Annotated in this window: 24 protein-coding genes and 2 rRNA genes; 14 read left to right on the forward strand and 12 right to left on the reverse strand. The window is 32.1% G+C overall.

Features of this window, described 5'->3' with window-relative positions:
- Nucleotides 1-45: 45 nt before the first annotated feature.
- The 4 genes from J9309_RS03085 (at nt 46) to J9309_RS03100 (ending at nt 4,167) form a co-directional block, all read left to right on the forward strand.
- The gene (locus J9309_RS03085) at nt 46-1,062 is read left to right on the forward strand and encodes a threonine aldolase family protein (protein WP_230476977.1); all 1,017 of its coding nucleotides are present in this window, start codon (nt 46-48) and stop codon (nt 1,060-1,062) included.
- Between the two features lie 88 nt (nt 1,063-1,150).
- On the forward strand, nt 1,151-2,299 hold the full coding sequence (locus J9309_RS03090) for a DEAD/DEAH box helicase (protein WP_230476978.1): 1,149 nt from the start codon (nt 1,151-1,153) through the stop codon (nt 2,297-2,299).
- A gap of 80 nt (nt 2,300-2,379) precedes the next feature.
- The gene (locus J9309_RS03095; RefSeq protein WP_230476979.1) at nt 2,380-3,588 is read left to right on the forward strand and encodes an acyltransferase family protein; all 1,209 of its coding nucleotides are present in this window, start codon (nt 2,380-2,382) and stop codon (nt 3,586-3,588) included.
- A 9-nt stretch (nt 3,589-3,597) separates the two neighbouring features.
- Nucleotides 3,598-4,167, forward strand: coding sequence for a hypothetical protein (locus tag J9309_RS03100; RefSeq protein ID WP_230476980.1), 570 nt, complete (start codon nt 3,598-3,600; stop codon nt 4,165-4,167).
- A gap of 48 nt (nt 4,168-4,215) precedes the next feature.
- Here J9309_RS03100 and J9309_RS03105 read toward each other — a convergent pair whose 3' ends face one another.
- Complete coding sequence (locus J9309_RS03105) at nt 4,216-5,379, reverse strand: trans-sulfuration enzyme family protein (protein ID WP_230476981.1); 1,164 nt, start codon at nt 5,377-5,379, stop codon at nt 4,216-4,218.
- Between the two features lie 117 nt (nt 5,380-5,496).
- Between J9309_RS03105 and J9309_RS03110 the strand changes: the two genes are divergently transcribed.
- From J9309_RS03110 to J9309_RS03150, 9 genes are all read left to right on the forward strand, one after another.
- Complete coding sequence (locus tag J9309_RS03110) at nt 5,497-6,522, forward strand: homoserine O-acetyltransferase family protein (RefSeq protein WP_230476982.1); 1,026 nt, start codon at nt 5,497-5,499, stop codon at nt 6,520-6,522.
- Nucleotides 6,523-6,535: 13 nt separating this feature from the next.
- A complete protein-coding gene (locus J9309_RS03115) occupies nt 6,536-6,964 on the forward strand; it encodes a hypothetical protein (protein ID WP_230476983.1) in 429 nt (142 codons plus the stop codon).
- Between the two features lie 141 nt (nt 6,965-7,105).
- Nucleotides 7,106-8,902: a translation elongation factor 4 gene (gene lepA / locus J9309_RS03120; RefSeq protein ID WP_230476984.1), complete on the forward strand. Its 1,797-nt coding sequence runs from the start codon at nt 7,106-7,108 to the stop codon at nt 8,900-8,902.
- Nucleotides 8,903-8,994: 92 nt separating this feature from the next.
- The gene (locus J9309_RS03125) at nt 8,995-9,339 is read left to right on the forward strand and encodes a DUF4260 domain-containing protein (RefSeq protein WP_230476985.1); all 345 of its coding nucleotides are present in this window, start codon (nt 8,995-8,997) and stop codon (nt 9,337-9,339) included.
- Nucleotides 9,340-9,373: 34 nt separating this feature from the next.
- Nucleotides 9,374-10,912 carry a serine hydrolase gene (locus J9309_RS03130; RefSeq protein WP_230476986.1) on the forward strand — a complete coding sequence of 513 codons (1,539 nt, stop codon included), beginning with the start codon at nt 9,374-9,376 and terminating at the stop codon, nt 10,910-10,912.
- Nucleotides 10,913-10,961: 49 nt separating this feature from the next.
- A complete protein-coding gene (locus tag J9309_RS03135) occupies nt 10,962-11,849 on the forward strand; it encodes a DMT family transporter (RefSeq protein ID WP_230476987.1) in 888 nt (295 codons plus the stop codon).
- A gap of 124 nt (nt 11,850-11,973) precedes the next feature.
- Nucleotides 11,974-15,378: a LamG domain-containing protein gene (locus J9309_RS03140; RefSeq protein WP_230476988.1), complete on the forward strand. Its 3,405-nt coding sequence runs from the start codon at nt 11,974-11,976 to the stop codon at nt 15,376-15,378.
- The gene (locus J9309_RS03145; RefSeq protein WP_230476989.1) at nt 15,345-15,887 is read left to right on the forward strand and encodes a hypothetical protein; all 543 of its coding nucleotides are present in this window, start codon (nt 15,345-15,347) and stop codon (nt 15,885-15,887) included. Before J9309_RS03140 ends, J9309_RS03145 begins: the two co-directional genes overlap by 34 nt.
- 45 nt (nt 15,888-15,932) lie before the next feature.
- Nucleotides 15,933-16,565 (forward strand): CatA-like O-acetyltransferase, encoded by a 633-nt coding sequence (locus J9309_RS03150; protein WP_230476990.1) that lies wholly within the window; start codon nt 15,933-15,935, stop codon nt 16,563-16,565.
- Between the two features lie 45 nt (nt 16,566-16,610).
- Here J9309_RS03150 and J9309_RS03155 read toward each other — a convergent pair whose 3' ends face one another.
- The 9 genes from J9309_RS03155 to J9309_RS03195 all read right to left on the reverse strand — a co-directional run bounded on the left by J9309_RS03155 (nt 16,611) and on the right by J9309_RS03195 (nt 23,081).
- Entirely contained in the window at nt 16,611-17,162 is a 552-nt protein-coding gene (locus tag J9309_RS03155) for a hypothetical protein (RefSeq protein WP_230476991.1), read from the reverse strand.
- A gap of 27 nt (nt 17,163-17,189) precedes the next feature.
- Complete coding sequence (locus J9309_RS03160; RefSeq protein ID WP_230476992.1) at nt 17,190-17,690, reverse strand: regulatory protein RecX; 501 nt, start codon at nt 17,688-17,690, stop codon at nt 17,190-17,192.
- Between the two features lie 311 nt (nt 17,691-18,001).
- A complete protein-coding gene (rpe, locus tag J9309_RS03165) occupies nt 18,002-18,649 on the reverse strand; it encodes a ribulose-phosphate 3-epimerase (RefSeq protein WP_230476993.1) in 648 nt (215 codons plus the stop codon).
- A gap of 87 nt (nt 18,650-18,736) precedes the next feature.
- Complete coding sequence (locus J9309_RS03170) at nt 18,737-19,315, reverse strand: DUF3575 domain-containing protein (RefSeq protein WP_230476994.1); 579 nt, start codon at nt 19,313-19,315, stop codon at nt 18,737-18,739.
- 51 nt (nt 19,316-19,366) lie between these two features.
- Entirely contained in the window at nt 19,367-19,759 is a 393-nt protein-coding gene (locus J9309_RS03175; RefSeq protein WP_230476995.1) for a hypothetical protein, read from the reverse strand.
- Between the two features lie 66 nt (nt 19,760-19,825).
- Nucleotides 19,826-20,692: a sigma-70 family RNA polymerase sigma factor gene (locus J9309_RS03180; RefSeq protein ID WP_121933638.1), complete on the reverse strand. Its 867-nt coding sequence runs from the start codon at nt 20,690-20,692 to the stop codon at nt 19,826-19,828.
- Between the two features lie 125 nt (nt 20,693-20,817).
- Nucleotides 20,818-21,747 (reverse strand): formimidoylglutamase, encoded by a 930-nt coding sequence (gene hutG / locus J9309_RS03185; protein WP_230476996.1) that lies wholly within the window; start codon nt 21,745-21,747, stop codon nt 20,818-20,820.
- Nucleotides 21,747-22,355 carry a trimeric intracellular cation channel family protein gene (locus J9309_RS03190; protein ID WP_230476997.1) on the reverse strand — a complete coding sequence of 203 codons (609 nt, stop codon included), beginning with the start codon at nt 22,353-22,355 and terminating at the stop codon, nt 21,747-21,749. The genes hutG and J9309_RS03190 overlap by 1 nt, the downstream gene beginning before the upstream one ends.
- Nucleotides 22,356-22,469: 114 nt before the next feature.
- Nucleotides 22,470-23,081: a trimeric intracellular cation channel family protein gene (locus J9309_RS03195; protein WP_230476998.1), complete on the reverse strand. Its 612-nt coding sequence runs from the start codon at nt 23,079-23,081 to the stop codon at nt 22,470-22,472.
- Between the two features lie 261 nt (nt 23,082-23,342).
- Between J9309_RS03195 and J9309_RS03200 the strand changes: the two genes are divergently transcribed.
- The gene (locus J9309_RS03200) at nt 23,343-23,747 is read left to right on the forward strand and encodes a hypothetical protein (protein WP_230476999.1); all 405 of its coding nucleotides are present in this window, start codon (nt 23,343-23,345) and stop codon (nt 23,745-23,747) included.
- A gap of 105 nt (nt 23,748-23,852) precedes the next feature.
- Here J9309_RS03200 and rrf read toward each other — a convergent pair.
- Both rrf and J9309_RS03210 read right to left on the reverse strand, forming a co-directional pair.
- Nucleotides 23,853-23,960, reverse strand: a 5S ribosomal RNA gene (gene rrf, locus J9309_RS03205).
- A 155-nt stretch (nt 23,961-24,115) separates the two neighbouring features.
- A 23S ribosomal RNA gene (locus tag J9309_RS03210) occupies nt 24,116-26,892 on the reverse strand.
- Nucleotides 26,893-26,905: the final 13 nt, after the last annotated feature.

The following is a 26,905-nucleotide window of genomic DNA, read 5'->3' on the forward strand; positions in this document are numbered from 1 at the left end:
AATTTAGGAATTCTTAATTTTATACTCAAATTTACATCTTCTATTTTGACAAAATACAGTTTTAAAAACGATTACAGCGAAGGAGCTCATCCTGCAATTTTGCAACGTATTATCGAAACCAATCTTCAGCAAACTGTTGGTTATGGTGAGGATATTTTTTGTAATGAAGCACGAGCTTTAATAAAAGAATATATTCAAAGAGATTCTGCCATTCATTTTGTTTCGGGCGGTACACAAGCAAATTTAATTGTTATTGCTGCTATACTTCGGCCGTACGAATCTGTTATTGCTGCAGAATCTGGACATATTGCTGTGCATGAAACTGGCGCTATAGAAGCAACAGGTCATAAAGTAAATACCATAAATACAGATAACGGAAAAATTAATCCATCACAAATCCAAGAAGTTTTAAATCAGCATACTGATGAACACATGGTAAAACCAAAAATGGTATATATTTCAAATTCAACAGAAGTTGGAAGTGTTTATTCTAAATCAGAATTAACGGAATTATATCAATTTTGTCAAGAAAATAATTTGTATTTATTTGTGGATGGAGCAAGATTGGGTTCGGCTTTAACTTCTTCAACATGCGATTTAACTTTAGAAGATTTGGCTAATCTATCGGATGTATTTTACATTGGCGGAACTAAAAATGGAGCTTTAATTGGTGAAGCAATAATTATAAATAATCAAGATTTGAATGAGAATTTCCGTTTTCACATCAAACAACGTGGCGGAATGTTAGCTAAAGGAAGGTTAATAGGAATTCAGTTTGCTGAATTATTTAAAAATAATTTATTCTTCGAAATGGGAATTCACGCAAATGCGATGGCCAAAAAATTAGCCGATGGTATTTCTACGAAAGGATTTAATTTTTTAAATGAACCATCATCAAATCAAATTTTTCCAATTCTTCCAAATCATTTGATTAATCAATTACAAGAACGTTTTGAATTTTTTGTTTGGCAAAAAATCGATGAAGACTCTTCTGCCATTCGATTAGTTACCTCTTGGGCAACGCCAGAACATCAAGTTGATAATTTTTTAAATCAATTATAAATCTCAAAACCATCTACTTATAAGATGGTTTTTTTTAATTGAAGCAAATTCCTATCTAAAACCTTATCTTTGTAACTTAATTATATTTATGTCGTTCGAAAAATTAGGATTATCACCATATATCGCAAAATCAATTTCTAAACTTGGATTTTTAAAACCTTTCGAAATTCAGGAACAAACTATTCCTTCTATTTTAAAAGGAAAAGACGTCATGGGAATTGCAAAAACTGGTTCAGGTAAAACTTTATGTTTTGTAGCTCCTTTATTACAAAAAATTCAGCATCAACAGTACGAAAAATCAAGAGCAATCAAAGCTTTAATTTTAGTTCCAACGCGTGAATTAGCGGTACAAATTGAACAAACTTTTGCAGGATTACAAGAAGCTTTACGTCGCGAAGTACAGACACAAGCAGTTTACGGAGGAACTTCGATTAATCCACAAATGAAAAATTTATATGGAACTGAAATCTTAATTGCAACGCCTGGTCGATTATTAGATTTAATGGAGCACAATGCATTTACATTAGATCAATTACAATATTTAATTATTGACGAAGCTGATAAAATGTTTCAATTAGGTTTTGGCGATGAAATGGCTAAAATTTTAAAAGCTTTACCAGCAAAAAAACAATCTATTTTATTTTCGGCAACTTTAAATGATAAGGTAGAAGAAATTAAATCTACTTTAAAAATTAATCCTGAAGTTATCGAAGTTAAAAACGATGACAAAGAAGAAACGATAGAAAATATCGAACAAATAGCTTATAAAATTGATGCAGAAACGAAAGGTCCATTTTTACGCTATTTAATTAAATCGCAAGAATTAGAACAAGTTTTAGTGTTTGTTTCTTCTACGCGTACTGCGGATAATTTGGTTGAAAAATTAAAGAAAAATAAAATCAAAGCAATGGCAATTCACTCTAAAAAATCACAGGGTGCCAGATTGGATAATTTAGAAGATTTTAAATTAGGCGATATTCGTGTTTTGGTTGCCACAGATTTAATTGGTCGTGGTATTCACATAGAAGGTTTACCAACAGTTATTAATTACGAATTACCACGTTCGCCATTAGATTATGTTCACCGTATTGGTCGTACAGGTCGTGCAAATAAAACTGGTAAAGCAATTACATTGTTAACAGAAGAAGATTTACACCATTTTAAAGTGATACAAAAGAAAATGGGTAAACAAGTAGAGATAAAATCGACAGACGATGTAAACTTACACGGTTACTAAAATCTTTTTAATGATATATTTTAAAATCCACGCTAGTATTTAGCGTGGATTTTTTATTTTTAAACCTTATTGAACTATAAATGAAACCACCACGCTATTATTCTCTTGATGTGTTTCGAGGCGCAACCGTTGCTTTGATGATATTGGTCAACAATCCAGGAACTTGGAGTTTTATGTTTGCACCTTTAAAACACGCCGATTGGCACGGTTGTACACCAACTGATTTAGTTTTTCCATTCTTCTTATTTGCCGTTGGTAATGCGATGGCATTTGTAATACCACGTTTCAAGCAACAACCACCAACTGAATTTTGGAAAAAAGTTATCAAACGTACCATCATCATTTTCTTAATCGGACTTTTTATCAATTGGTTTCCTTTTTTAAAATGGGAGAATAATGAAATCATTTTTAGAACGTGGCAAGATTCGCCCGAAAGTGGAATCCGAATTATGGGTGTTTTACAACGTATTGCGATAGCCTATTTCTTCGCATCTGTAATCGCTTTTTATTTCAAAGAGAAAATAGTGTTATGGATTTCTGGCTTGATTTTAGTTGCTTATTGGATGCTCACAAAATTATTAGGCGGAATTGATCCTTATTCGATTGAAGGATTTATCGGAACCAGAATCGATACACAAATTTTAGGTTTAGCACATATTTACAAAGGCGAATCCATCCCTTTTGATCCCGAAGGTTTATACAGTACAATCAATGCGATTCCACAAGTTTTATTAGGTTATCTAGCCGGTATTTTCATCAATAAACAAGGAAATATAAAGTGGCTAAACAAAGCTTTACCTGAAACCAATCAACCGAATTATCGTTTAGTTGCAGGTTTATTTGTTTTAGGAACAATCGCTTTAGTTATTGGTTATTTTTGGCAATTAGAATTTCCGTACAATAAAAAGATTTGGAGCAGTTCGTATGTCGTTCACACCACAGGATTATCTTTAATCACCATTGCAACGATGATTTGGTTCATCGAAATTCTGAACATCAAAAATGGCATAATGAAATTCTTTGATGTTTTTGGTAAAAATCCGCTGTTCATTTTTGCATTTAGTGGATTATTTCCTCGTTTATTAGGTATAATCAGAATCGAAAATGGTTTAAATGAAGAAGGTCAAATGAAATACATTTCTCCTTTGGGTTGGTTCTACGAAACGATTTGTGCCAAAATTCCTGGAATTCCCGAAATTGGATCTTTTGTTTATTCATTAATCTTTTTAGGTTTCTTTTGCGCTTTGGCTTATTGGTTAGATCAGAAAAAGATTTATATTAAAGTTTAAGTGTTATTTATGAAGTATATTATTTTAAAACTATTTAGTATTATCCTTTTCACCTCCTGCAGACAACCGATAGAAAAAAAAGATATTATCGCTTCATTTCCTCCTAATGATTTAGAGTATAATATTCCACCAAAATGTGGAGAAAATGAAGCTTATTTTAATAAAGATTCTGAAATCGTTTTAATTAAAGCAATAGAATTTAACTCGATTATTGATCGTCTAGAAAATTTAAAACCTTCGAAAGAAAGCAATGCTTGTTCAAGTGATTTTAGCTTTTTTGTCGGAGAAGATAAATATTGTTCGTGCATCTACGACGAACGTCTGATGACTAAAAATGGACAATTGTTTGAAATCTCTGATTCTTTATTATTTGATCTCAAAACAGCATTGACTTATTATAATTCCAGAACAAAAGAAAATTTAAAGTATGATCCTTTGATTCAAAAATTTGGTTTACCTCAAAACTATAAATTTCAGCGCGCTGAAGAAGCATCCATAATTTATGATGAAAAAGGTAATGAAGAAGTAAGTATTTTAGATTTTAAGTTTCAATTAGTCACTTTAAGTGGTTCAAAATAAAAAAAGCCTCAATTAGTTGAGGCGTTTTTTATTTTTATTTAAGAATTATTAATCTTCTAAAGCCTGTAAAATATCCGCTAAAATATCGTCGCGATGTTCTAAACCAACCGAAATTCGAATTAAACCAGGTGTAATATTTACCATCATTCGTTCTTCGTCTGTTAGTTTGGCGTGCGTTGTACTTGCTGGATGCGAGGCAATACTTCTGGTATCACCTAAATTTGCAGTTAGCGATAACATTTTTAACTTATTCAAGAAATTTCTTCCCGCTTCAACTCCACCCTTTAAATTAAAAACTACTAAAGCTCCACCATTTTTCATTTGCTTCATTGCAATTTCATGTTGAGGATGAGAAGGTAATTGTGGATATTTTAACCATTTTATTTTAGGATGATGTTCTAATTGTTGCGCTAAATAAAACGCATTAGAAGCGTGACGTTCCATACGAACATCTAAGGTTTCTAAACTTTTAGACAACAACCACGCATTAAATGGGGAAAGTGATGGACCAAAACTACGGCTAAACGCATAAACCTCTTTTATCAACACTTTTGTTCCACAAACAATTCCACCCAAAACACGACCTTGACCATCAATCCATTTTGTACCTGAATGAATAATCAAATCTGCACCGTATTGTTGCGGTTGCTGAATTAAAGGTGTTGCAAAACAATTATCCACTACAAAAATAATGTTATGTTTTTTTGCAATTTTTCCAACCATTTCCAAATCAATAATATCTAAACCTGGATTAGTAGGCGTTTCTAAGAATATCATTTTTACCGAATCATCTATTGCATTTTCCCATTCTTGTTCCGTCGCTGTTACCGAAACATAACGATGATGGATTCCGAATTTTGGTAAATATTTCGTTAAAACAGTGTGCGTACTTCCGAAAATAGAATTACAAGCTAAAATCGTATCGCCTTGTTTTAACAAAGCCAAAAACGTAGAAGAAATTGCTGCCATTCCAGATGCAACCGCAAATGCAGCTTCTGTTCCTTCTAAAATGGCCATTTTTTCTTCTAATTCTGTTGAATTGGGATTAACAAAACGACTGTAGATATTGGCTTCTACCTCATCAGCAAAAACAGCACGCATTTGTTCCGCATCATCGTAACAAAAACTACTTGTTAAAAATAGAGGATTTGAGTGTTCACGTTCTTGCGTTTGCTCTATTTGCGTTCGAATGGCTGCGGTAATTTTGTGCATATTTAATCTAAATTTTATATTGTTTGAAATGCTTTACAATTTACTTATTTCAAATTAACTTTACCTAAATACATAGCAATCAATACACTGCAAATATTTTTAACCAAAACGATTAAAATGAAACAAATTTTTCTGTCATCTCAACCTTTTCATTTAGAAATGGACGGAATTTTACCAGAATTAAAAATCGCTTATTATACATATGGAAAATTAAATCGTGAAAAATCGAACGTTTTATGGATTTGTCACGCACTTACAGCCTCAGCTGACGCTCAGGATTGGTGGAATGGATTAGTTGGAGAAGGAAAAATTTTCGATCCTGAAAAATATTTTATCGTTTGTGCCAACATTATAGGAAGTCCATATGGATCATCAAATGCAAATGATATTAATCCAGTAAATAATGAAAAATATGGGATTGATTTTCCTTTTTTTACGGTTCGTGATATGGTGAAAGCACATCAACTTTTAAAAAATTATTTAGAAATTGATAAAATTAAATTGTTGATCGGAGGAAGTATGGGCGGATACCAAACGTTGGAATGGACAATTACTGAACAATCTGCTATTGAAAATTTATTTTTGATTGCAACTTCTGCGGAAGAAAGTGCTTGGGGAAAAGCGATTCATACCGCTCAACGAATGGCTATCGAAGCGGATCCTGAATGGACAAAAGGCGAAATAGGAATTGGAGATAAAGGATTGAAATCTGCTCGAGGAATTGGAATGTTAACTTATCGTAATTATCAATTATTTAAAAATCAACAAAGTGATACTGATTCAGAAATTTTTCAGAATCATAAATCTTCAAGTTATATCAAATATCAAGCGCAAAAATTAGCTGATCGTTTTGATGCTTTATCTTATTATAAATTAACCGAGGCCATGGATTCGCATCAATTGGCAAGAGGAAGGAAAAAATCTGTTGAGAAAATTTTGAATCAAATTAAAATTCCAACATTAGTAGTGGGAATTAGTTCGGATATTTTATGTCCGCCACAAGAACAACAATTTTTAGCCAATCATATTCCGAATACTGAATATTATGAAATTGATTCAGAATATGGCCATGATGGGTTTTTGATTGAAAACGAAAAAATTGGATTAAAATTGACTGATTGGATGAATAAAAAAAATATTTAGATATTTTTACAAAATGAAACTTACAGTTTATTTACTTTTTATTTTTGCTGCTACTTTTTCCTCAGCACAAGAAAACTTTAAATTCCCAACTTATCCAGGATGTCAGAAACAAAAGACAAATGAAGAATTACAAAAATGTTTCTACGAAAGATTAACAGATGAAATTAGATCTGAATTTTATGAACAAGATCATTTTTGGATTGAAAATAATAATATCAATCAAACTATACTTGTTTTTACCGTTACTAAAAACGGAGATTTAGCAAATTTTAGTTATACTAAAGATAGTAATCCTGAAGCTGCTAAATTCTTTCTAAAACACATTTATCGTGTCAAAAAACATTACGAATCGAGAAGTAAAAAATTTATTCCAGCTAAAAAAGATGGAAATCCCATCGATTTTCAGATTCATTATCGATTTAGATATCACCAATCAAAATAAATAAATTAAAGCCTTTGATATTTCAGAGGCTATTTTTATAACATATTGGCAATATTTATCTCAAAATAAACTCATAATCTTTTCTAAAATACTTGTACTCTGAAAGGAAAAGATTATTTTTGCCTATTCGACAAGAAGAGTATGAAAAATATCCGTAATTTCTGTATTATCGCCCATATTGACCATGGTAAAAGTACCTTGGCCGATCGTCTATTACAAGTAACTAACACGATTTCAGACCGTGAGTTACAAAATCAAACGTTAGACGATATGGATTTGGAGCGCGAACGTGGTATCACGATTAAATCGCACGCTATCCAAATGGAATATGAAAAAGATGGTGAAAAATATATTTTAAATTTAATTGACACTCCTGGTCACGTTGATTTCTCGTACGAGGTTTCTCGTTCGATTGCAGCTTGTGAAGGAGCGTTATTAATTGTGGATGCTGCGCAAAGTATCCAAGCACAAACAATTTCTAACTTATATCTAGCTTTAGAGAATAACTTAGAAATTATTCCTGTATTAAACAAAATCGATTTACCTTCTGCAAATCCAGAAGAAGTAACTGATGATATTGTTGACTTATTAGGTTGTGATCCAGAAGACGTTTTACGTTGTTCTGGTAAAACAGGTGAAGGTGTTTTAGAATTATTACACACAATCATCGAGAAAGTTCCAGCACCAGTTGGTGATCCTGATGCACCATTACAAGCTTTAATTTTTGACTCTGTTTATAATCCTTTCCGTGGAATCGAGGCATTCTACAAAGTTGTAAATGGACAAATTAATAAAGGGGACCAAGTAAAATTCATGGCAACAAATAAAAAATATTTTGCCGATGAAATTGGAACTTTAAAATTAAACCAAGTAGAAAAGAAAACGATTAAAACTGGAGATGTTGGTTACATTATTTCTGGAATTAAAGATGCGTCTGAGGTAAAAGTTGGAGATACAATCACGTTAGTTGATAATCCTGCTGCTGAAGCAATCGATGGTTTCGAAGAAGTAAAACCAATGGTATTCGCCGGTATTTATCCTGTAGATACTGAAGATTATGAAGATTTACGTGCTTCGATTGAGAAGTTACGTTTAAATGATGCTTCTTTAACTTTTGAGGCTGAATCTTCTGCTGCTTTAGGTTTCGGTTTCCGTTGTGGATTCTTAGGAATGTTACACTTAGAAATCGTTCAAGAGCGTTTAGAGCGTGAGTTTGGTATGACAGTAATTACAACTGTACCTAACGTATCGTACGAAGCGTACTTAGAAAAAGATCCAGAAAAAGCAATTCACGTACATAATCCATCTGAATTACCAGATCCATCTGGATTAAACCGTGTAGAAGAGCCATATATTCGTGCAGCAATCATTACTAAATCTGAGTTCGTTGGACCAGTAATGAGTTTATGTATCGAAAAACGTGGAGAATTACAATCTCAAACATATCTAACGCAGCACCGTGTTGAAATGATTTTCAATATGCCTTTAGCTGAAGTTGTATTCGATTTCTATGATCGTTTAAAATCAATTTCTAAAGGATATGCTTCTTTCGATTACGCGCCTTCAGGAATGAAAGCTTCGAAATTAGTTAAAGTGGATATTATGATTCACGGAGATGTAGTTGATGCTTTATCTGCTTTAATTCACGTAGACAACGCTTACAATATTGGTAAAAAAATGTGTGAGAAATTACGCGAATTAATCCCACGTCAACAATTCGATATTCCGATCCAAGCAGCGATTGGTGCGAAAATTATTGCGCGTGAAACAATTAAAGCGTTACGTAAAGACGTTACGGCTAAATGTTACGGTGGAGATATTTCTCGTAAACGTAAATTATTAGAAAAACAAAAAGCTGGTAAGAAGAAAATGCGTCAAATTGGACGTGTAGAGGTTCCACAATCTGCCTTCTTAGCGGTATTAAAATTAAACGACTAAGTTTTTTTTATATAAATTTCAAAGCCACTCATTCGAGTGGCTTTTTTTATGTAACAATTTACCAGATGAATTAACTAATAAAGTAAACTGCTATGAAAAACATTTTAAAACTAGAACAACTTACTTTATTTATTGTAATATTTTCAATTTATACTCATCTCAATTTTTCATGGGTTTGGTTTGCTGTATTGTTTTTCACACCAGATTTAGCAGCTATTGGATATTTTTTCGGAAATAAAATCGGAGCTATTTGTTATAACATCGCACACAATTATATTATAAGTATTTTAACTTGTGCCATCGGCTACTTTTACAATTTAGATACCGTTTTGATGGTAGGTTTAATTATTACTTCTCATATTGCATTCGATCGTATACTAGGCTATGGATTAAAGAAATATGATGGTTTTAAATTTACTCATCTCGGAAATATATAATATCTTTTTAACTTAGCCTTTTTTAGCATTAAATATGAAAAATATACTATTTACAACAATTACGTTAGCTTCTACGATTGCTTTCGCACAAAATATTTCGAATCAAAAAATTGATCAAGTTGCAGAAAATGCCATGAAAACATTTGACGTTCCTGGAATGGCTGTTGCAGTTATTAAAGATGGAACAATTGTTCATTCGAAAGGTTATGGTGTGAAATCGATTTTAACGGGAGAAAAAGTTGAATCTTCAACCAACTTCGGAATCGCATCAAATTCAAAAGCATTTACTGGAGCAGCTTTAGCTATTTTAGTTGATGAAGGAAAAATTAAATGGGATGATAAAGTCATTCAACACATTCCTGAATTCAAAATGTACAACGACTATGTGACGAAAGAATTTACGATTCGTGATTTATTAACACACCGCAGTGGATTAGGTTTAGGCGCTGGCGATTTAATGGTTTGGCCTGATGGACACAATTTCACACCAAAAGATATAATCAACAATATTCAATATCTAAAACCGGTTTCAGATTTCCGTTCGAAATATGATTACGATAATTTATTGTACATCATCGCGGGTGAAGTTATCGAAAGAGTTTCTGGTCAATCATGGACAGATTTTGTCACAAAACGTTTATTAGAACCTATCGGTATGACGAATTCTGGTGCTAATTGGCATTTGGTAAAAGATAAAAAGAATGCGATTGCGCCACACGTGCCGATTGATGGAAAATTACAAGTCATCGATCGTTACACGAATACAATTTTTGATGCCGCTGCCGGAATTTACTCCAATGTGGATGATGTTGCCAAATGGTTACAATTCAATTTAGATAAAGGAAAAGTAAACGGAAAACAAATCATTTCTGAAAAACAAATGAAAGAAATGATTACGCCACAAACATTACAAAAAGTTGCAACTACAACACCTTATAATTCATTATTCAAAGCGTATGGATTAGGATGGCAATTACAAGATTTTAGCGGAAAATTAGAAGTTTCGCACACTGGTGGATTGGAAGGAATCGTAACGCAAACTATTTTTTATCCTCAATTGAATTTAGGAATTGTCGTATTAACGAATCAGCAATCTGGCGTAGCTTTTAATTCAGTTTCAAATACCATCAAAGATTTTTATTTAGGAAATCCTGAAAAAAATTGGGTTGAATTTTATGATAACATCATGAAATCGAGAACTGCTGAAGCAGACGGAATTACAGATGAGGTTTGGAAAACTGTTGAAGCAAATCAAAAAAATAAAAAATTAAAAGTCGATACAAAATCATTAATCGGAACCTTTAAAGATAATTGGTTTGGTGAGGTAGAAATTTACGAGAAAAAAGGAAAGTTAATTTTCGAATCTAAACGTTCGCCTCAATTAACGGGAGAAATGTTTTTCTACAAAGACAATACGTATGCTGTGAAATGGTACAATCGTTATTTCCACGCCGATGCGTTTGTATTTGCTGAAATGAAAGATGGAAAATTAGCTGGATTTAAAATGAAAGCAATATCGCCAATGACTGATTTTAGTTACGATTTCCACGATTTAGATTTTACAAGAAAATAATAAATACTTTAAACGAAGTTCGATTTTCGAACTTCGTTTTTTTTCAATTATGAAATTCAAAGGTTACGCATTAGGATTACTTTCATCCATCTCCTATGGATTAATTCCATTATTTATCATACCCGTTAAACAAGCAAATTTTTCGTTAGACACGACTTTGTTTTATCGTTTTTTATTTTCTGCTCTAATTGTAGGAACCTATTTATTTATAAGAAAACAATCGATTAAAATTTGTATAAAACAAATTCCTGTGTTAATCATTTTAGGTTTATTATATGCGATTTCTGCAGAAACACTTTTCTTAGCTTACGATTATTTGACACCAGGTATCGCCTCCACTTTTTTATTTATATATCCACTAATTGTTGCAATCATAATGGCTATTTTTTTCAAGGAAAAAATTACAAATTCTGTAATTATTTCCATTGGTTTTGTGTTAGCAGGTGTATTATTATTGAGTTTTAAAAATGGCGAATTTAATTTAAATCCAGTCGGATTAGGAATTGTTTTAATTAGTGCTTTAAGTTATGGACTATATATTATAACCGTAAATAAATCAAACGTAAAAGAATTAAAAGGATTTACGCTTAGTTTTTATTCGTTTCTATTTACAACCTGTTATTATGCGGTAAAAATGATAATCAACAAAGATCCATTTTTATTACCATCCTATTCCCTTGCATTTAATTTTTTCACGTTTGCGTTTGTAACAACCGTCGTTTCTAGTATTGCATTAATCTATGCGATAAAATACATTGGTTCTACACCTACTTCTATTTTAGGAGCTTTTGAGCCTGTAGTCGCAGTTGCTGTAAGTGTGATATTATTCGGAGAAGACTTTACTTTGAGCTTGGCTCTAGGTATTTTATTTATTATTGTTGGTATGATATTAAATATACTAAGCGATAAAATCATTAATAACACTAGAATACAATAGAATAAAAGTTTACTAATTACTTATATTGTTATATTTATTGATTAAAAATTTTACCTAAACCCTGTATTTTAAAAAATCATAAGTCTTAATTGGATAATTTTGTTAAAATTTACTACAAATACTCATGAAAAAACAACATTTTTATTTATTCTTATTTTTTTTTACTTATTTACTCTATGGGCAACAGATCAATGACGAATTCTATTTTAAAGGAAATTTAAAAGCTGAAAGTAGAGCCAAATATCTTACAAAACTTTTAAGCAATTCAGGAGGAAGCTTTATTCAAGACTATGTAAAAGTCGGAAGTAAAACCCAACAGGTTTACAATAAATCTCAGGCAAATGATGGTTTAGTTTATACGATAGACGATATTAACAATTTTAAAGATTATACTTATAATGTAATCTATTACATGCCTGCGTACACTAGCTATAATCGAATCCAAATGTTTGGAAATTTAGAAGGTGGTGTATATAGATATGGAACTGGACTTTACGTTTATGGTTCTGGAATTAATGATAGACCTTCATTATTACCAAAATCTGGCTATAATTATACTCATATAGGTATATCAAGAAAAGCATCAACAAATACAGTAAGAATCTATATAAATGGAGATTTTTATAAAGAATACACGAATACTTCTGACGCTTTAAAAATTCAATCTGATAAAAAATTTACTTTCTTTAAAGATAATGGAGGAGAAGAAAATGTTGCGAAAGTGGCATATATTAACGTGGCCAACTATATACAAACTGCTGATGAAATTAGAAAGATTTTTGAGAAAGCTACAAATCCTATTTTAGAAGAAAGTTATTTGTTTTTAAATAATTTAAATAATACGGATAATTCTTCTAACTTATCAAATTCATCAACAACGACTTTTGGCCAAGTTTACGATCCTTCTTGTCAAGTAAATCGTAATGCATTACTAATTAATTCAAATAATGATTTAACGTTCAAAAACAAATCGCAATCTGATTTAAATTATACTTTTATTTTTAAAATTAAACCTTCATCAAGTAGTAATAATATTTCGTTAATAGATTTTTCTAATAATGGTACAAATCGTAAAATTTCATTAGTAAATAATAAATTATATTTTGGTGGAAATACAAGTAATATTACACTAAACCGACAAGATGAAAATTCTTGGATTGATTTAGCAATTACTAGAAACGATTCTGATAATAAAATAAATATATATAGCAATAATATTTTATTGGGAACGTATTTAGATTCTGATAAAATTTTTAAATTTTTAGATACCTATGAAGCTAAAATTTGTAAGGTAAACGATAATTCTACAACATCATTAGCTTTATTCAAATATACAAATGAAGTTTATACTCTGGATAAAATCAAAAATGAATTTACATCAATATGTAATGTTACTATTGATAATACCTATTTATTTAATCAAACATTAAATAACTTATCTAATACAAATCCTTTAATTGTTAGCTCTGTAGATAATTCACACAGTTCAAATAATTATTCAAACAATGTAATTTCTAATTGTAATACATCAGCCTACACTTATAATGCAAATCCAAAATCTAAAATTAAATATAACAATGGATATGGAATGTATTACTACAACTTTACCTTGAAGTTATATTTTCATAATAATAATACTTCATCTATAAAATTAATAAGCTTTGATGATTCTGCCAAAGGAATTTATCAAAATGGAAACCAATTACTTGTTAAAACTTCCATAAATGATTATACTTTTAATATTCCTGCACAAGATTCACAAGAATTCAATTTGTTATCATTTATTAAAGACGGATCTACGAAAGAAATAAAAGTTTATGCGGATAAAATATATTTGGGAACTGTTTTAGATATTAATAATGATATTGCTATTAACGCAAATGGAGATGTATATTTATTAAACAATATAAATTCTGCATTAACTAATATTAAAATTAAATATTTTAATATTTCAAATTCGATTAAAGATTTAGATGATATTAAATTAACTCTAAATGAATTTTGTCCAAAAATTGTTAATGAATCGTTTGAATTTAATGGAAATCTAAGTAATCAAACAAACACAAAAAATTTAAATTTTGTACCATCGTTGGATTCATACAATGTACAAAATTTTTATTCCGATAAAAACACAAACTGTGGAGATCGAAAAGTTTTCTATACTTTAAATCAAGGTGAAGGCTTTATTTATGAAGATGAAGATTATTTTGTTTACAATAAATTTACTATCAGTCTGTATTTTAAAGTAGCTTCTAAATCTGACGTAAATCAATTAATAAACTTTGGGAATAATAATTCTATCACTTACCAAAATGACAGATTATATTTTTCCCCAACTTCCAATAATTTAAGTTTATCATCTTTGATGATTCATAACTATAACTTATTAACAATTGTTAAAAACCCTGGTGTTTTACAAATTTATATGAATGGTAATTTTGTTGGTCAAATAGCTGATCCTAACAATAATTTCTCATTTACAAAACAATCTCCTCTTACTTTTTTTAATGATAAAAAAGCTTTTGTTGGTGAAATTAAAATTGAAAATAGAGCATTTACATCTACTGAAATTATTAACAATTATAAAAATTTATGTGTAAGAAAAGTGAACCGAACTTTCCCTATGTTCATGAATTTAAAAGATTCAACTGGAGAAAACGAACTTGTTCCAACCTCGTATGTTAATCAACATTTGGATAATAAGTTTATAAAAGATGAGGTTATAAACTGTGGCGTATCTAGAACTGTATATTTCGTAGCTGATAATGCTGGTTTAATATTTAATGATGGTGTTGGTGAATTGTATAATGATTATACCATAAGCTTATATTTTCGTTTAAATCCTTATTTAGGAGGTTGGGCACGTCTTATAGATTTTAGTGACGGGGAATCTGATGCGGGAATCTACAGACTTTCTAATGGATTAAACTTCTATCCTAATGGAAATGTAGGGAACGATTTATTATCTAATTCTCACGCCGAATATACTTACCTAACTCTATCTCGTAATAGTGCTACAAATATCATTACAGTTTATATTAACGGAAAAAAAGTATCTACTTACAATGATTCAGCTGGATTATATAAAGTTCCAGCTAATGGCAATATCTTATTTATTAAAGACGACTTACGTGTAAGAGACGAACAATCTCCTACTAATATTGCTTATATCCATGTAACAAATTCAATTTTATCGGATATAGAAGTTATGGATGATTTTAACAATTTATGTTCTTCCATTGCTTGTAATCAGCCTGCTCAATTGACTGGAAATATAATTCCCTCAAATGTAGGAATTACAACTCAAATTCAAAATAACCCAAATTGGCCAAACAATGTTAATGGTGGAAACCTTGTGTTAGAGTCAAAAGAAAAAGGTTTTGTAATTCCTAGTGTTTCATCAGCAAACACTGCTATAAATCACAATCAAGGAATTGAAGGAATGATAATCTATGATCAATTTGATAAATGTGTCAAATTATTTAATGGAACAGAATGGAAATGTTTAACTGCAAGTTGTGTACAATAATGAATAAAATTAAATTAACTCTTATAATAGGATTTGGGCTTTCTTCTATTAATTATGCACAAGTAAGTTTCGGAAGAAGTGATGCAAGAGGAGCTTCGTTAATAGACTTCGGCAAAGGGAATATTAATGGTATTGTTTTACCTTATCATTATAACACAGTTTCCCCTGTTGAAGGAACTTTTAGAGTAAACCTTAATAATTCTAAAATCCAATATTATGATGGTCATAATTGGATAGACCTTACAGAACAAGGAAGTATAAATGTAGAAGTAAATACAAACGAAGAAATAGCTTCAAATAATGGAATCATAATTACAGATAAAAAAGATGTAACCAACCATCCTAAAGGTATTTTGGTATTAGAAAGTGATCATCGAACTATAACTCTACCACATGTTGATAGACCACATCAAACTATAGTTGATCCACCTATTGGAATGATGTGTTATGATTCTTTCAATAAAGTCATAGCTATATTTAATGGTAACAATTGGAGTTTCTATAAATAATTCAAAAACCTTCTTATTCCGATAAGAAGGTTTTATTTTTGTTACATGAAACGAATTTTTAATGCTGAAGGTTGGAATAGAAAAGAACATTTTGATTTATTTTCTAATTTAGATAATCCTTATGTAGGTGTGGTTGCGGAAGTAGATTGTACAAAAGCGTATCAATTTGCGAAAGCCAACAAGCAATCTTTCTTTGCGACATATTTATTTTGTTCGATGCAAGCCGAAAACAGTGTGGAAGAATTTAAATATCGTTTAGAAGATGGTGAAATTTTCATTTACGATCACATTGATTGCGGAACAACTATCGGCCGAAAAGACGGAACGTTTGGATTTGCCTTTATTCCTTATTCGGACGATTTTGAAACGTTTAATGCAAAATTACAGCAAGAGATTAAAGAAGTGGAAGAATGTGTAGGATTACACATCAAAAACGAAGATTTAACTTTAGGATTAATTCGTCATTCTACTTTTCCTTGGTCGAGATTTACAGGATTAATTCAACCATCAAATTATGGTACAAAAGAATCTATTCCTCGCATTATTTTCGGTAAAGCTTATCAACAAGGCGACAATATGATGATGCCTGTTTCGGTAGAGGCCAATCACGGTTTCGTGGATGGTTTACATTTGGCCAATTACTTAGCCAATTTTGAAAAAGAATTGAGCAAGTTTTAAAATAAAAAAACCGAAGTTCGAAATTCGAACTTCGGAGTTTTATTATTATTGAATTTCTTCAACTAATTCAGGTTTTTCCATTATAGGAAAATATTCCTGATCTTCTCCTAAAATAAAATCATCGTTCAAAAAATCGTAATGCAATACTTTTATTAATTGATACTCGCCAATCTCATTTTTACGATAAGCGAAAGCTAATCCATCAAAATAATAACAAATCATAGTTATATGTTGGAGTTCTGGAACGTACATTAAATCTTTAAAATCAATATGATTATTTAAGAATTTATTGTTTGTTAGAATTAAAGCGTAATCTTTATGATTAATTTTAATCGGTAATTGATAATAATCACCGTACATACAATCTTCGATAATTTCTGAAGTAAAAAAATAAATCTGATTTTCTGTAAACGTTACATTGATATTATAAACTTCGATATTATTTTTTTCAGTAATATCTATTACTTGTTGTAAAGTCTTGTAAAACTTTTCATCTTTGATTTCCTCTGGAATTTCTGCATTAGCAGGCCAAGAAGTTTTATTTTTTTCACATCCTAAAAAGAAAATTAGAATTATAAATGAATAAAAATATTTCATATCAAGTGTTTGATTAAAGATAAAAAATTAATCTTTCTCAATCACTTGAATCGCTTCATTTATTAAATCAAATTCATAGCCTTTATAAGCCAAATACGCTTTGATTTTATTCATTTTTTTAAAGGATTCACGCTCGCTATATAAAGCATCGTGTTTTTTTTGCGCCAATCGAACTAAATTGTTCCAATATTTTTCTGGATCGATTTCTTCTTTAAACGCTTTATTAATTAATTTTCCATCGATTTGACGAATTTTTAATTCTTGTCGAAGTCGATTTCTTCCCCATAATTTTTGATTGACTTTTCCACGCACAAAAGAATGTACAAATCGTTCTTCGTTCAAAAATCCATAATGAATTAGTTTATATAAAATCTCATCCTTGGCTTCAGGAATTAAATCAAATTCGCGCAATTTTTTTTCTACTTCCCAATGACAACGATCTTGGTAAAGACAATATTTGGCCATTTTGTCTTTAATTTCATCAATCGTATAAATCTTTTTCGAATTGTCTTTTGGGGTAAAACTCATATTGCAAAGGTAATTAGTTAATATGAGAATTAGAAAATTGGGAAACGAGTATTCTCATTTGGTTATTCATCAATACTTTTTTCTTGATAAAAAAGTATTCAAAAAATCAAGGCTTTAAATCTATTGGACTAAAAATAAATCTCATTTTGGGAATGAATTAAATAATTCGCATTCGCTCACTAATTCATTCTAATCCTTTATTCAATTTATTTACAATACGTCCTAGATTTAGAGGCCAGTTTAAAATTTTATTCATAAAAAAACTGAATCATTGCTGATTCAGTTTCAAGATATATTTAGAATTGTAATTCTTATGCTTTCTTTAAAGCTGCGATGTATTCTGTTGGATTCTCCGCATTGAAAACTGCCGAACCTGCAACCAATGCATCAGCACCCGCTTCGATTAATTGCGTTGCGTTTTGTACGCCTACTCCACCATCAATTTCGATAATTACATCAGCTCCAGCTTCTGTAATCATTTGTTTTAATTTAGAAACTTTGTTGTATGTATTTTCAATGAATTTTTGACCTCCAAAACCTGGATTCACACTCATGATTAAAACTAAATCTAAATCGTTGATAACGTCCTCTAAAACCGATACAGGCGTATGCGGATTTAATGCAACACCAGCTTTCATTCCTTCTGCTTTAATGGCTTGAATTGTACGGTGTAAATGTGTACACGCTTCGTAGTGAACCGTTAAAATATCTGCACCTACTTTTTTGAAATCTGCAATGTAACGATCTGGATCAACAATCATTAAGTGAACGTCTAAAACTTTATCCGTTAACGAATTAATTTTTTCGATAATTGGCATTCCGTAAGAAATATTCGGAACGAATACGCCGTCCATCACATCTAAATGAAACCATTCAGCTTGTGAATTGTTTACCATTTCGATGTCTTTTGCTAAATTCCCGAAATCTGCAGCTAAGATTGAAGGTGCTATAATTGCCATAATTTTTGTTTTATTGTTTGTTTGTATTTTGTGGTGCAAAGGTACGGAAATAAAAAAATCGCTGTGTGTACAGCGATTGAAATATTTTTAAAAATTGTATCCTACTCTAAATCCTACTTCTGGTAAAAAACTAAGCTCAGTTTTTTTGTCTGAATAAATCCAATTAACACCACCATCATCCGAATATTTATATGAATGATAAGAATCAACAATTAATCCTAAACCAGTATTGAATTCATAATAAAATTGCTTACCAAAATTTCTTTTTATACCATAATTAGCAACTAATTTCACAAAGTCATCATCCTTTCCGATACCTTCATAGGTTGATAGCCAATCTGTGTAATAATCTATCTTTAAGCCTACATAATTACCTGAATTATTTAATGTTGATTTTCCTTTAGAAAGTCGTCTATCAAAATTATAATAATATCTTCCTTCCAATCCTAATTTTATTGTAAGATCCATATCTAGGCTATCATTAGTACCTCTGAAATTAATTGTAGAATAATTAATATTTCCTAAAACAGTAAAATTATCTGCTAAAGCTTTTTCGTAAGATGCACCGATTCCGATGACATTAATATGTATTGATTTTAAATCGGTTGCTTTTTCTTGAGCGAAAATAGTAGATGATAATAAGAGAGTAAAAAATGTTTTTTTCATTTTGTGTTAATTCATAGTTGTAATTAACACAAATATAAAATTAAATACTTCCTAATCTAACAACATTTTAAAATCTACGAAGTTATATGGTTCTTCGCCAGATTTTTCTTCGTTAATAGTAAAATGAATACTATTATTTGATAAAAATAAAAATGAGTATTGATCTTTCTTTTGGTCAGATTCTCTGAACTCAAAATATTCATCACCAATTACGCACCAAACACCTTTTTCTTCTGCATAGGTAACTTCATCATCAGCATGAATTGTTTTAAAAGTAATATATAAAGTTCCGTCTGGTTTTCTATTAACCACCCAACTATTTGTTTCACCTTCAAAAAATTTTCCGTGGTCAGTACCTTTCCAAACCCCTACAAAACGAGGATCTGCCTTTTTATTTTCAAAGAAAAATAGAGATTTATCTCTATCCTTTAATTTTAAATTCACAATATAAGTTAATGATAAATTAATAAATAAAAAGCAGCTCTAAAAGAAGCTGCTTTCAATATTATATTAACGTCCGATGTACGTTTTTAAGATTTTAGATCTTGAAGTATGTTTTAATCGACGAATTGCTTTTTCTTTAATTTGACGAACACGCTCACGAGTTAAATCGAAAGTTTCTCCGATTTCTTCTAAAGTCATTGGGTGTTGCCCATTTAAACCAAAGTATAAACGAATTAAATCAGCCTCACGTGGAGTTAATGTTTGTAATGCACGTTCAATCTCAACACGTAAAGATTCAATCATTAATTGCATATCTGGCGATGGAGATTCACCGATGTTTAATACATCGTATAAGTTAGAATCTTCACCTTCTACTAATGGAGCATCCATCGATACGTGACGACCAGAGTTTTTCATCGACTCTTTTACATCACCTTCAGACATATCTAAAACTTCAGAAATCTCTTCAGCAGATGGTGCACGTTCGTGCTCTTGCTCTAATAAAGCGTAAGCTTTATTAATTTTATTAATAGAACCAATTTTATTTAATGGTAAACGTACGATACGAGATTGTTCTGCTAACGCTTGTAAAATTGATTGACGAATCCACCAAACAGCGTATGAAATGAATTTGAAACCACGAGTTTCGTCAAAACGTTGTGCAGCTTTAATTAAACCTAAGTTTCCTTCATTAATTAAATCTGGTAAACTTAACCCTTGATTTTGGTATTGTTTCGCTACAGATACAACGAAACGTAAGTTTGCTTTTGTTAATTTTTCTAAGGCAACACGATCTCCTGCTTTAATGCGTTGTGCTAATTCTACTTCCTCTTCTGCTGTAATTAAATCTACTTTACCAATCTCCTGTAAGTATTTATCTAACGACGCAGTTTCACGATTTGTTACCTGCTTTGTAATTTTAAGCTGTCTCATTTAACTAAAAACCTCCTTTTTATATGAATGATTGTTTTGAATAAAAAAGCCTAATAGATTAGGCTCTTTATATTATATACGAAGAAAAACTAAAAAGGTTACAAAATATTGTAAAATATTTTATTTTAATCTCTTAATAGTTCATAAATCATGTGTGCAGCTAATTTTGATGTTTGATTATCACGATCAAAAGTTGGATTAACTTCTACGATATCAAATATTTTTACTTTATTTGATTTCTTTAAAAGTTTTAGAAGATATTTAACTTGAAAAGGTGTTAAACCATTAATCGTCGTCGCGCTAACTCCTGGCGCATAAGCTACATCGAAAACATCCATATCTAACGTAATATAAATATTTTCAAATTTTTCGGTAAAGATTTTAACTTCATCTAAAACACGATTAAAATTTGCGTGTAGTTCGTCTGCTAATATATATTCGGCTTTAATTTCATCCGCACGATTAAATAGAGCTTTGGTGTTACCTAATTCTTGTATTCCAATTGCTATATAATTAAATTCAATTTTATTATCCTCACAATATTTTTTCATCTCGTAAAACGGTGTTCCAGATGTGGAATTTATAGTAGGAATACGAATATCAAAATGTGCATCAATGTTAATAACTACACTATTTTGTGGATAACGTTGTATAAAAGCCAAGAAATTTCCCAAAGCAGTTTCGTGTCCACCACCAATTACTATTGGAAAATTATTTTGATTTAATATAGAAGTTACAATTTCTATTTGTTTATCTCTTCCTGCTTCTAAATCTTTTTCTACATTAATATTACCATTATCAAAAATCTTTTGATTGGAAAAATGTAAAGGTAAATTTGCTAAAGCTTTGCGTATTGAATCTGGTGCTTCTTTTGCACCTAAACGACCTTTATTTCTATTAACACCTTCTTCTGATGAAAATCCTACAAGTACTTTGGAAGCTGTGTCCAAGTCATTATATGGCTTTATAATTTGATGAATTCTATTGCCTAATTCTCCATCTTCAATATCTATTCTACCAGTCCAAATTGTAGAATCAAAAGGTGTTAAATGCATTATTTGTAAAATTTTGGTAATGATAGATTAAATTTAACAGCAATAATTCGAATAACTGCAATTACACTACCCGAAATTATAAAATTTATATTACGATCTAATTGTAAATCATCTAAAATCAAATAAATAACACCACCTATTATACAAGCAGTTGCGTAAATTTCTTGCACAAAAATTGTAGGTGTTTTATTGATTAAAGTATCTCTTAAAACTCCGCCAAGTACTGCTGTAAACATTCCCATCACAACAGATATAAAATCGTTTGCTCCTAAAGACTGAGCTTTTTCTAATCCAACGATTGTGAATAAAGCAATTCCTAACGTATCGAATAACATTAATGTTAATTTCAGTTGGTTGAATTTTTTATAGAATAATCTTGACATGATTATCCCTAAAAATATTGTATAAACGATATTCATATCTTTAAACCAAACTAAAGGATAACTATTTAAAAACAAATCTCGGATCGTTCCACCACCAATCGCAGTGATAAAAGCGATGAAAGTAATACCAAACCAATCGTGTTTTTGACGTTCATCTCCAGCTAAAGCTCCAGAAATTGCAAAAGCCAAAGTACCTATCAATTCGAATATATATTGTATTTGCATATTTTTTTTAAAAGGGCGACAAATATGAGTATTATTTAATTAATAATAAAATTACAATTAAGCTTTAACAATAAAAAAGTGAAGCTTTATGCTCCACTTAATCAATATTTATCGTTAATGACTTTTAAATTTCGGAATAGCTAAATTGTATCGTAAAGCTAATAGTCTTATTGCTACAATTAAACTACCTGCTAAAAAGAAATTCAATGTCCGATCTATACCTAATGTGTCTAACAACACATATAATACAGCACCAGCTAAACATGCAGATGCATAAATTTCTTTTCTAAAGACAATTGGTAATTCATTAATCATCATATCACGAATAACACCTCCCATAATTGCGGTAAACATACCCATGATTATTGCGACTACTGGACTTACACCTAAACCTAAGGCTTTCTCAACACCCACAATTGTAAATAATGCGATTCCTAAAGTATCAAATAACATAAATGTTTTACGCAATTTCATAAAGAAGTTATAGAACAAAGCTGCTAGGATAATTCCTGTAGCTACCGCATATAATATATTTACATCTTTAATCCACACAATTGGATACGCACCTAATAAAACATCACGAATTGTACCACCTCCTAAAGAGGTTATAAAAGCTGTAAAAGTAACTCCAAACCAATCTTTACTCGACTTTTCATCCGCAGCTAATGCTCCTGATATTCCATAAAATACAACTCCAAAAATTTCGAAGTAATATTGTATTTCCATTTCAATTTTTTAAATATCGTCTAAAATAGTGAATCCTATTTCAAAACTATTATTTTATTCTAGTATATTTTATTGAAAAAATTGGTGAGTACAAATTAATATTTAAAATAACAATTTATTACTAGAAGAAAATTCTTTTCTACAGAAAACTAACTAATTGTAATATTGAAAAAATGACAAATAAACTATTATTGTACTTGAATATAATAGAATTAATAGTAATTTAGAAAAGTTATTTTGAATTATAAAAACCTTTATTAAATGAAAAAAACATTGTTATTATTTATATCAATAATATTTTATGGATGTGGCGAATCACAATGTTACGACTTTCATAAATTAGTTTTAAATCAACAATCTAATATTATTGTTGAAAGGAATTATAATACAGAAAAGTCTTCATTTGCATTAGGTACATTAAAATTAAAAGGTAAAAATCTTGATACAAATAAGTCTGAATATTTTAATCCCGACACAAGAGGATGGCAGCCATTTGCTAAGTATATTTCAAAAGGAGATACAATAATAAAAAGGAAAGGCGAAGCAATAATGTATATTTACAAAAAAGATTCTATTGTATCAATAAGCTATGAAAATTTTTGTGATAAGACTAAGTATAATCAAGACAAAATATTAAATATCATCGAAAGAGAATCTATAAACTAATCGCTTTACATGATATATAATTACACCATACAATTAAAACATATTACGTATCACCTGAAACCAAAAAATCCCCAACCAACTAAATGATTGAGGATTCTTTTTAAAAACTGGCGGCGACCTACTCTCCCGCAATAGCAGTACCATCGGCGCTGAAAGGCTTAACTTCTCTGTTCGGAATGGGAAGAGGTGAGCCCTTTCGCTATAACCACCCTAATTTCTTAGATATTTTTATTTAGGTTTGATTCCTAATATATTATCAACATTATTAGATACTTGAATACAAGTGTTTGTTTTATTTATTTTGATACAATCCAGTACACAATTCAAATAAGATTAACTAACCTTCTCTATGACGGTTAAATTAATATTTGAAAAAGTTTATGGGTAATTAGTACTACTCGACTATGACATCACTGCCTTTACATCTATAGCCTATCAACGTGGTAGTCTGCCACGACCCTTTAAAGAAGTCTAATCTTGCGGCGAGTTTCGCACTTATATGCTTTCAGTGCTTATCTCATCCAAACGTAGCTACTCAGCGGTGCACCTGGCGGCACAACTGATACACCAGAGGTTTGTTCAACACGGTCCTCTCGTACTAGAGTCAAGTCCGCTCAAACTTCTAACGATCACAACAGATAGAGACCGAACTGTCTCACGACGTTCTGAACCCAGCTCGCGTGCCACTTTAATGGGCGAACAGCCCAACCCTTGGGACCTTCTCCAGCCCCAGGATGTGACGAGCCGACATCGAGGTGCCGAACCTCCCCGTCGATGTGAGCTCTTGGGGGAGACTAGCCTGTTATCCCGGAGTACCTTTTATCCTTTGAGCGATGGCCCTTCCATACGGAACCACCGGATCACTATGTCCTGCTTTCGCACCTGCTCGGCTTGTTGGCCTCACAGTCAAGCACCCTTATGCCATTACACTCTACGCACGGTTACCAAGCGTGCTGAGGGTACCTTTGAAAGCCTCCGTTACTCTTTTGGAGGCGACCACCCCAGTCAAACTACCCACCATGCACTGTCCTCCCTAAGGGAGTTAGGCTCCAAGTAAATAAAGGGTGGTATTTCAACAATGACTCCACAACACCTAGCGATGCTGCTTCATAGTCTCCCACCTATCCTACACATTATTTACCCGAAGTCAATACAAAGCTATAGTAAAGGTTCACAGGGTCTTTTCGTCCCGTTGCGATTAACCGGCATCTTCACCGATACTACAATTTCACCGAGCTCATGGTTGAGACAGTGCCCAGATCGTTACACCATTCGTGCAGGTCGGAACTTACCCGACAAGGAATTTCGCTACCTTAGGACCGTTATAGTTACGGCCGCCGTTTACTGGGGCTTCAGTTAAGAGCTTCGCAGAAGCTAACCCCTTCCTTAACCTTCCAGCACCGGGCAGGTGTCAGACCCTATACGTCATCTTTCGATTTTGCAGAGTCCTGTGTTTTTGATAAACAGTCGCCTGGGCCTTTTTACTGCGGCTGACATCTCTGCCAGCGTCTCTTCTCCCGAAGTTACGAGACTATTTTGCCTAATTCCTTAACCATGACTCACTCGAGCGCCTTAGGATACTCTCCTCGACCACCTGTGTCGGTTTACGGTACGGGCTGCTTCTCTCGCTATTTCTAGGGACAATGTTCAGTGGATTATCACGCCACCCGAAGGCTTTGTGTACTATCCTTAGTTTACCTAAGTTCAACGTACTATTCCGTCAGTACGCACCACCTACGATCATCCGTCACTTTTGTTGAGAGCAGGTACGGGAATATTAACCCGTTTGCCATCCACTACCCCCTTCGGGTTCGTGTTAGGTCCCGACTAACCCTAAGCTGATTAGCATAGCTTAGGAAACCTTAGTCTTACGGCGAATAAGTTTCTCACTTATTTTATCGTTACTCATGCCTACATTTTCTTTTCTATAAACTCCACCACCCATTACCAGGTGACTTCGACGTCGATAGAATGCTCCCCTACCAGTAGTACTAATGTACTAATCCATAGCTTCGGTAATATGCTTATGCCCGATTATTATCCATGCCGGATCGCTCGACTAGTGAGCTGTTACGCACTCGTTAAATGAATAGCTGCTTCCAAGCTAACATCCTAGCTGTCTATGCAATCCAACCGCGTTTTTTCAACTTAGCATATATTTGGGGACCTTAGCTGATGGTCTGGGTTCTTTCCCTCTCGGACATGGACCTTAGCACCCATGCCCTCACTGCCTAGAAACATATATTAGCATTCGGAGTTTGTCAGGAATTGGTAGGCGGTGAAGCCCCCGCATCCAATCAGTAGCTCTACCTCTAATATACTTCACTAAACGCTGCACCTAAATGCATTTCGGGGAGTACGAGCTATTTCCCAGTTTGATTGGCCTTTCACCCCTACCCACAGGTCATCCGAAGACTTTTCAACGTCAACCGGTTCGGTCCTCCACTTTGTGTTACCAAAGCTTCAACCTGCCCATGGGTAGATCACAAGGTTTCGCGTCTAATACCACTGACTATATCGCCCTATTCAGACTCGCTTTCGCTTCGGCTCCGTACCTGAAGTACTTAACCTTGCCAGTGACATTAACTCGTAGGCTCATTATGCAAAAGGCACGCCGTCACACTTTCGTGCTCCGACCGCTTGTAGGCGTACGGTTTCAGGTTCTATTTCAACTATCTATTCGATATGCTTTTCACCTTTCCTTCACAGTACTAGTTCACTATCGGTCTTTGAGGAGTATTTAGCCTTGGAAGATGGTCCTCCCATATTCGGACAGAATTTCTCGTGTTCCGCCTTACTCGTTATCAACTATATAACCTTTTCGCTTACAGGACTATCACCCTCTTCGGTTAACCTTTCCAGGTTATTCTGCTAAAATTATAAAGTCTTTAGGGCTAATCCGCGTTCGCTCGCCACTACTTACGGAATCTCAATTGATTTCTTTTCCTATTGGTACTTAGATGTTTCAGTTCCCAACGTTCGCTCTGCTTGCGCAGTGACATGTCTTCAACATGCCGGGTTGTCCCATTCGGAAATCTACGGATTAATGCGTATGTGCCGCTCCCCGTAGCTTATCGCAGCTTATCACGTCCTTCATCGCCTCTCAAAGCCTAGGCATCCGCCGTACGCCCTTAGTAACTTTTTTCATAATTTAACCG

Source organism: Faecalibacter bovis, from assembly GCF_017948305.1.
In the GTDB taxonomy this organism is placed as follows: domain Bacteria; phylum Bacteroidota; class Bacteroidia; order Flavobacteriales; family Weeksellaceae; genus Empedobacter; species Empedobacter bovis.

Coding starts and splice junctions, on each gene's coding strand:
- J9309_RS03195 (WP_230476998.1), bottom strand. CDS start 23,081: ATGGAAATACAATATTACTTCGAAATTTTTGGAGTTGTATTTTATGGA.
- J9309_RS03200 (WP_230476999.1), top strand. CDS start 23,343: ATGAAAAAAACATTGTTATTATTTATATCAATAATATTTTATGGATGT.
- J9309_RS03090 (WP_230476978.1), top strand. CDS start 1,151: ATGTCGTTCGAAAAATTAGGATTATCACCATATATCGCAAAATCAATT.
- J9309_RS03100 (WP_230476980.1), top strand. CDS start 3,598: ATGAAGTATATTATTTTAAAACTATTTAGTATTATCCTTTTCACCTCC.
- J9309_RS03150 (WP_230476990.1), top strand. CDS start 15,933: ATGAAACGAATTTTTAATGCTGAAGGTTGGAATAGAAAAGAACATTTT.
- lepA (WP_230476984.1), top strand. CDS start 7,106: ATGAAAAATATCCGTAATTTCTGTATTATCGCCCATATTGACCATGGT.
- J9309_RS03180 (WP_121933638.1), bottom strand. CDS start 20,692: ATGAGACAGCTTAAAATTACAAAGCAGGTAACAAATCGTGAAACTGCG.
- J9309_RS03160 (WP_230476992.1), bottom strand. CDS start 17,690: ATGAGTTTTACCCCAAAAGACAATTCGAAAAAGATTTATACGATTGAT.
- J9309_RS03170 (WP_230476994.1), bottom strand. CDS start 19,315: ATGAAAAAAACATTTTTTACTCTCTTATTATCATCTACTATTTTCGCT.
- rpe (WP_230476993.1), bottom strand. CDS start 18,649: ATGGCAATTATAGCACCTTCAATCTTAGCTGCAGATTTCGGGAATTTA.
- J9309_RS03140 (WP_230476988.1), top strand. CDS start 11,974: ATGAAAAAACAACATTTTTATTTATTCTTATTTTTTTTTACTTATTTA.
- hutG (WP_230476996.1), bottom strand. CDS start 21,747: ATGCATTTAACACCTTTTGATTCTACAATTTGGACTGGTAGAATAGAT.
- J9309_RS03155 (WP_230476991.1), bottom strand. CDS start 17,162: ATGAAATATTTTTATTCATTTATAATTCTAATTTTCTTTTTAGGATGT.
- J9309_RS03190 (WP_230476997.1), bottom strand. CDS start 22,355: ATGCAAATACAATATATATTCGAATTGATAGGTACTTTGGCTTTTGCA.
- J9309_RS03105 (WP_230476981.1), bottom strand. CDS start 5,379: ATGCACAAAATTACCGCAGCCATTCGAACGCAAATAGAGCAAACGCAA.
- J9309_RS03095 (WP_230476979.1), top strand. CDS start 2,380: ATGAAACCACCACGCTATTATTCTCTTGATGTGTTTCGAGGCGCAACC.
- J9309_RS03145 (WP_230476989.1), top strand. CDS start 15,345: ATGGAAATGTTTAACTGCAAGTTGTGTACAATAATGAATAAAATTAAA.
- J9309_RS03115 (WP_230476983.1), top strand. CDS start 6,536: ATGAAACTTACAGTTTATTTACTTTTTATTTTTGCTGCTACTTTTTCC.
- J9309_RS03130 (WP_230476986.1), top strand. CDS start 9,374: ATGAAAAATATACTATTTACAACAATTACGTTAGCTTCTACGATTGCT.
- J9309_RS03135 (WP_230476987.1), top strand. CDS start 10,962: ATGAAATTCAAAGGTTACGCATTAGGATTACTTTCATCCATCTCCTAT.
- J9309_RS03110 (WP_230476982.1), top strand. CDS start 5,497: ATGAAACAAATTTTTCTGTCATCTCAACCTTTTCATTTAGAAATGGAC.
- J9309_RS03125 (WP_230476985.1), top strand. CDS start 8,995: ATGAAAAACATTTTAAAACTAGAACAACTTACTTTATTTATTGTAATA.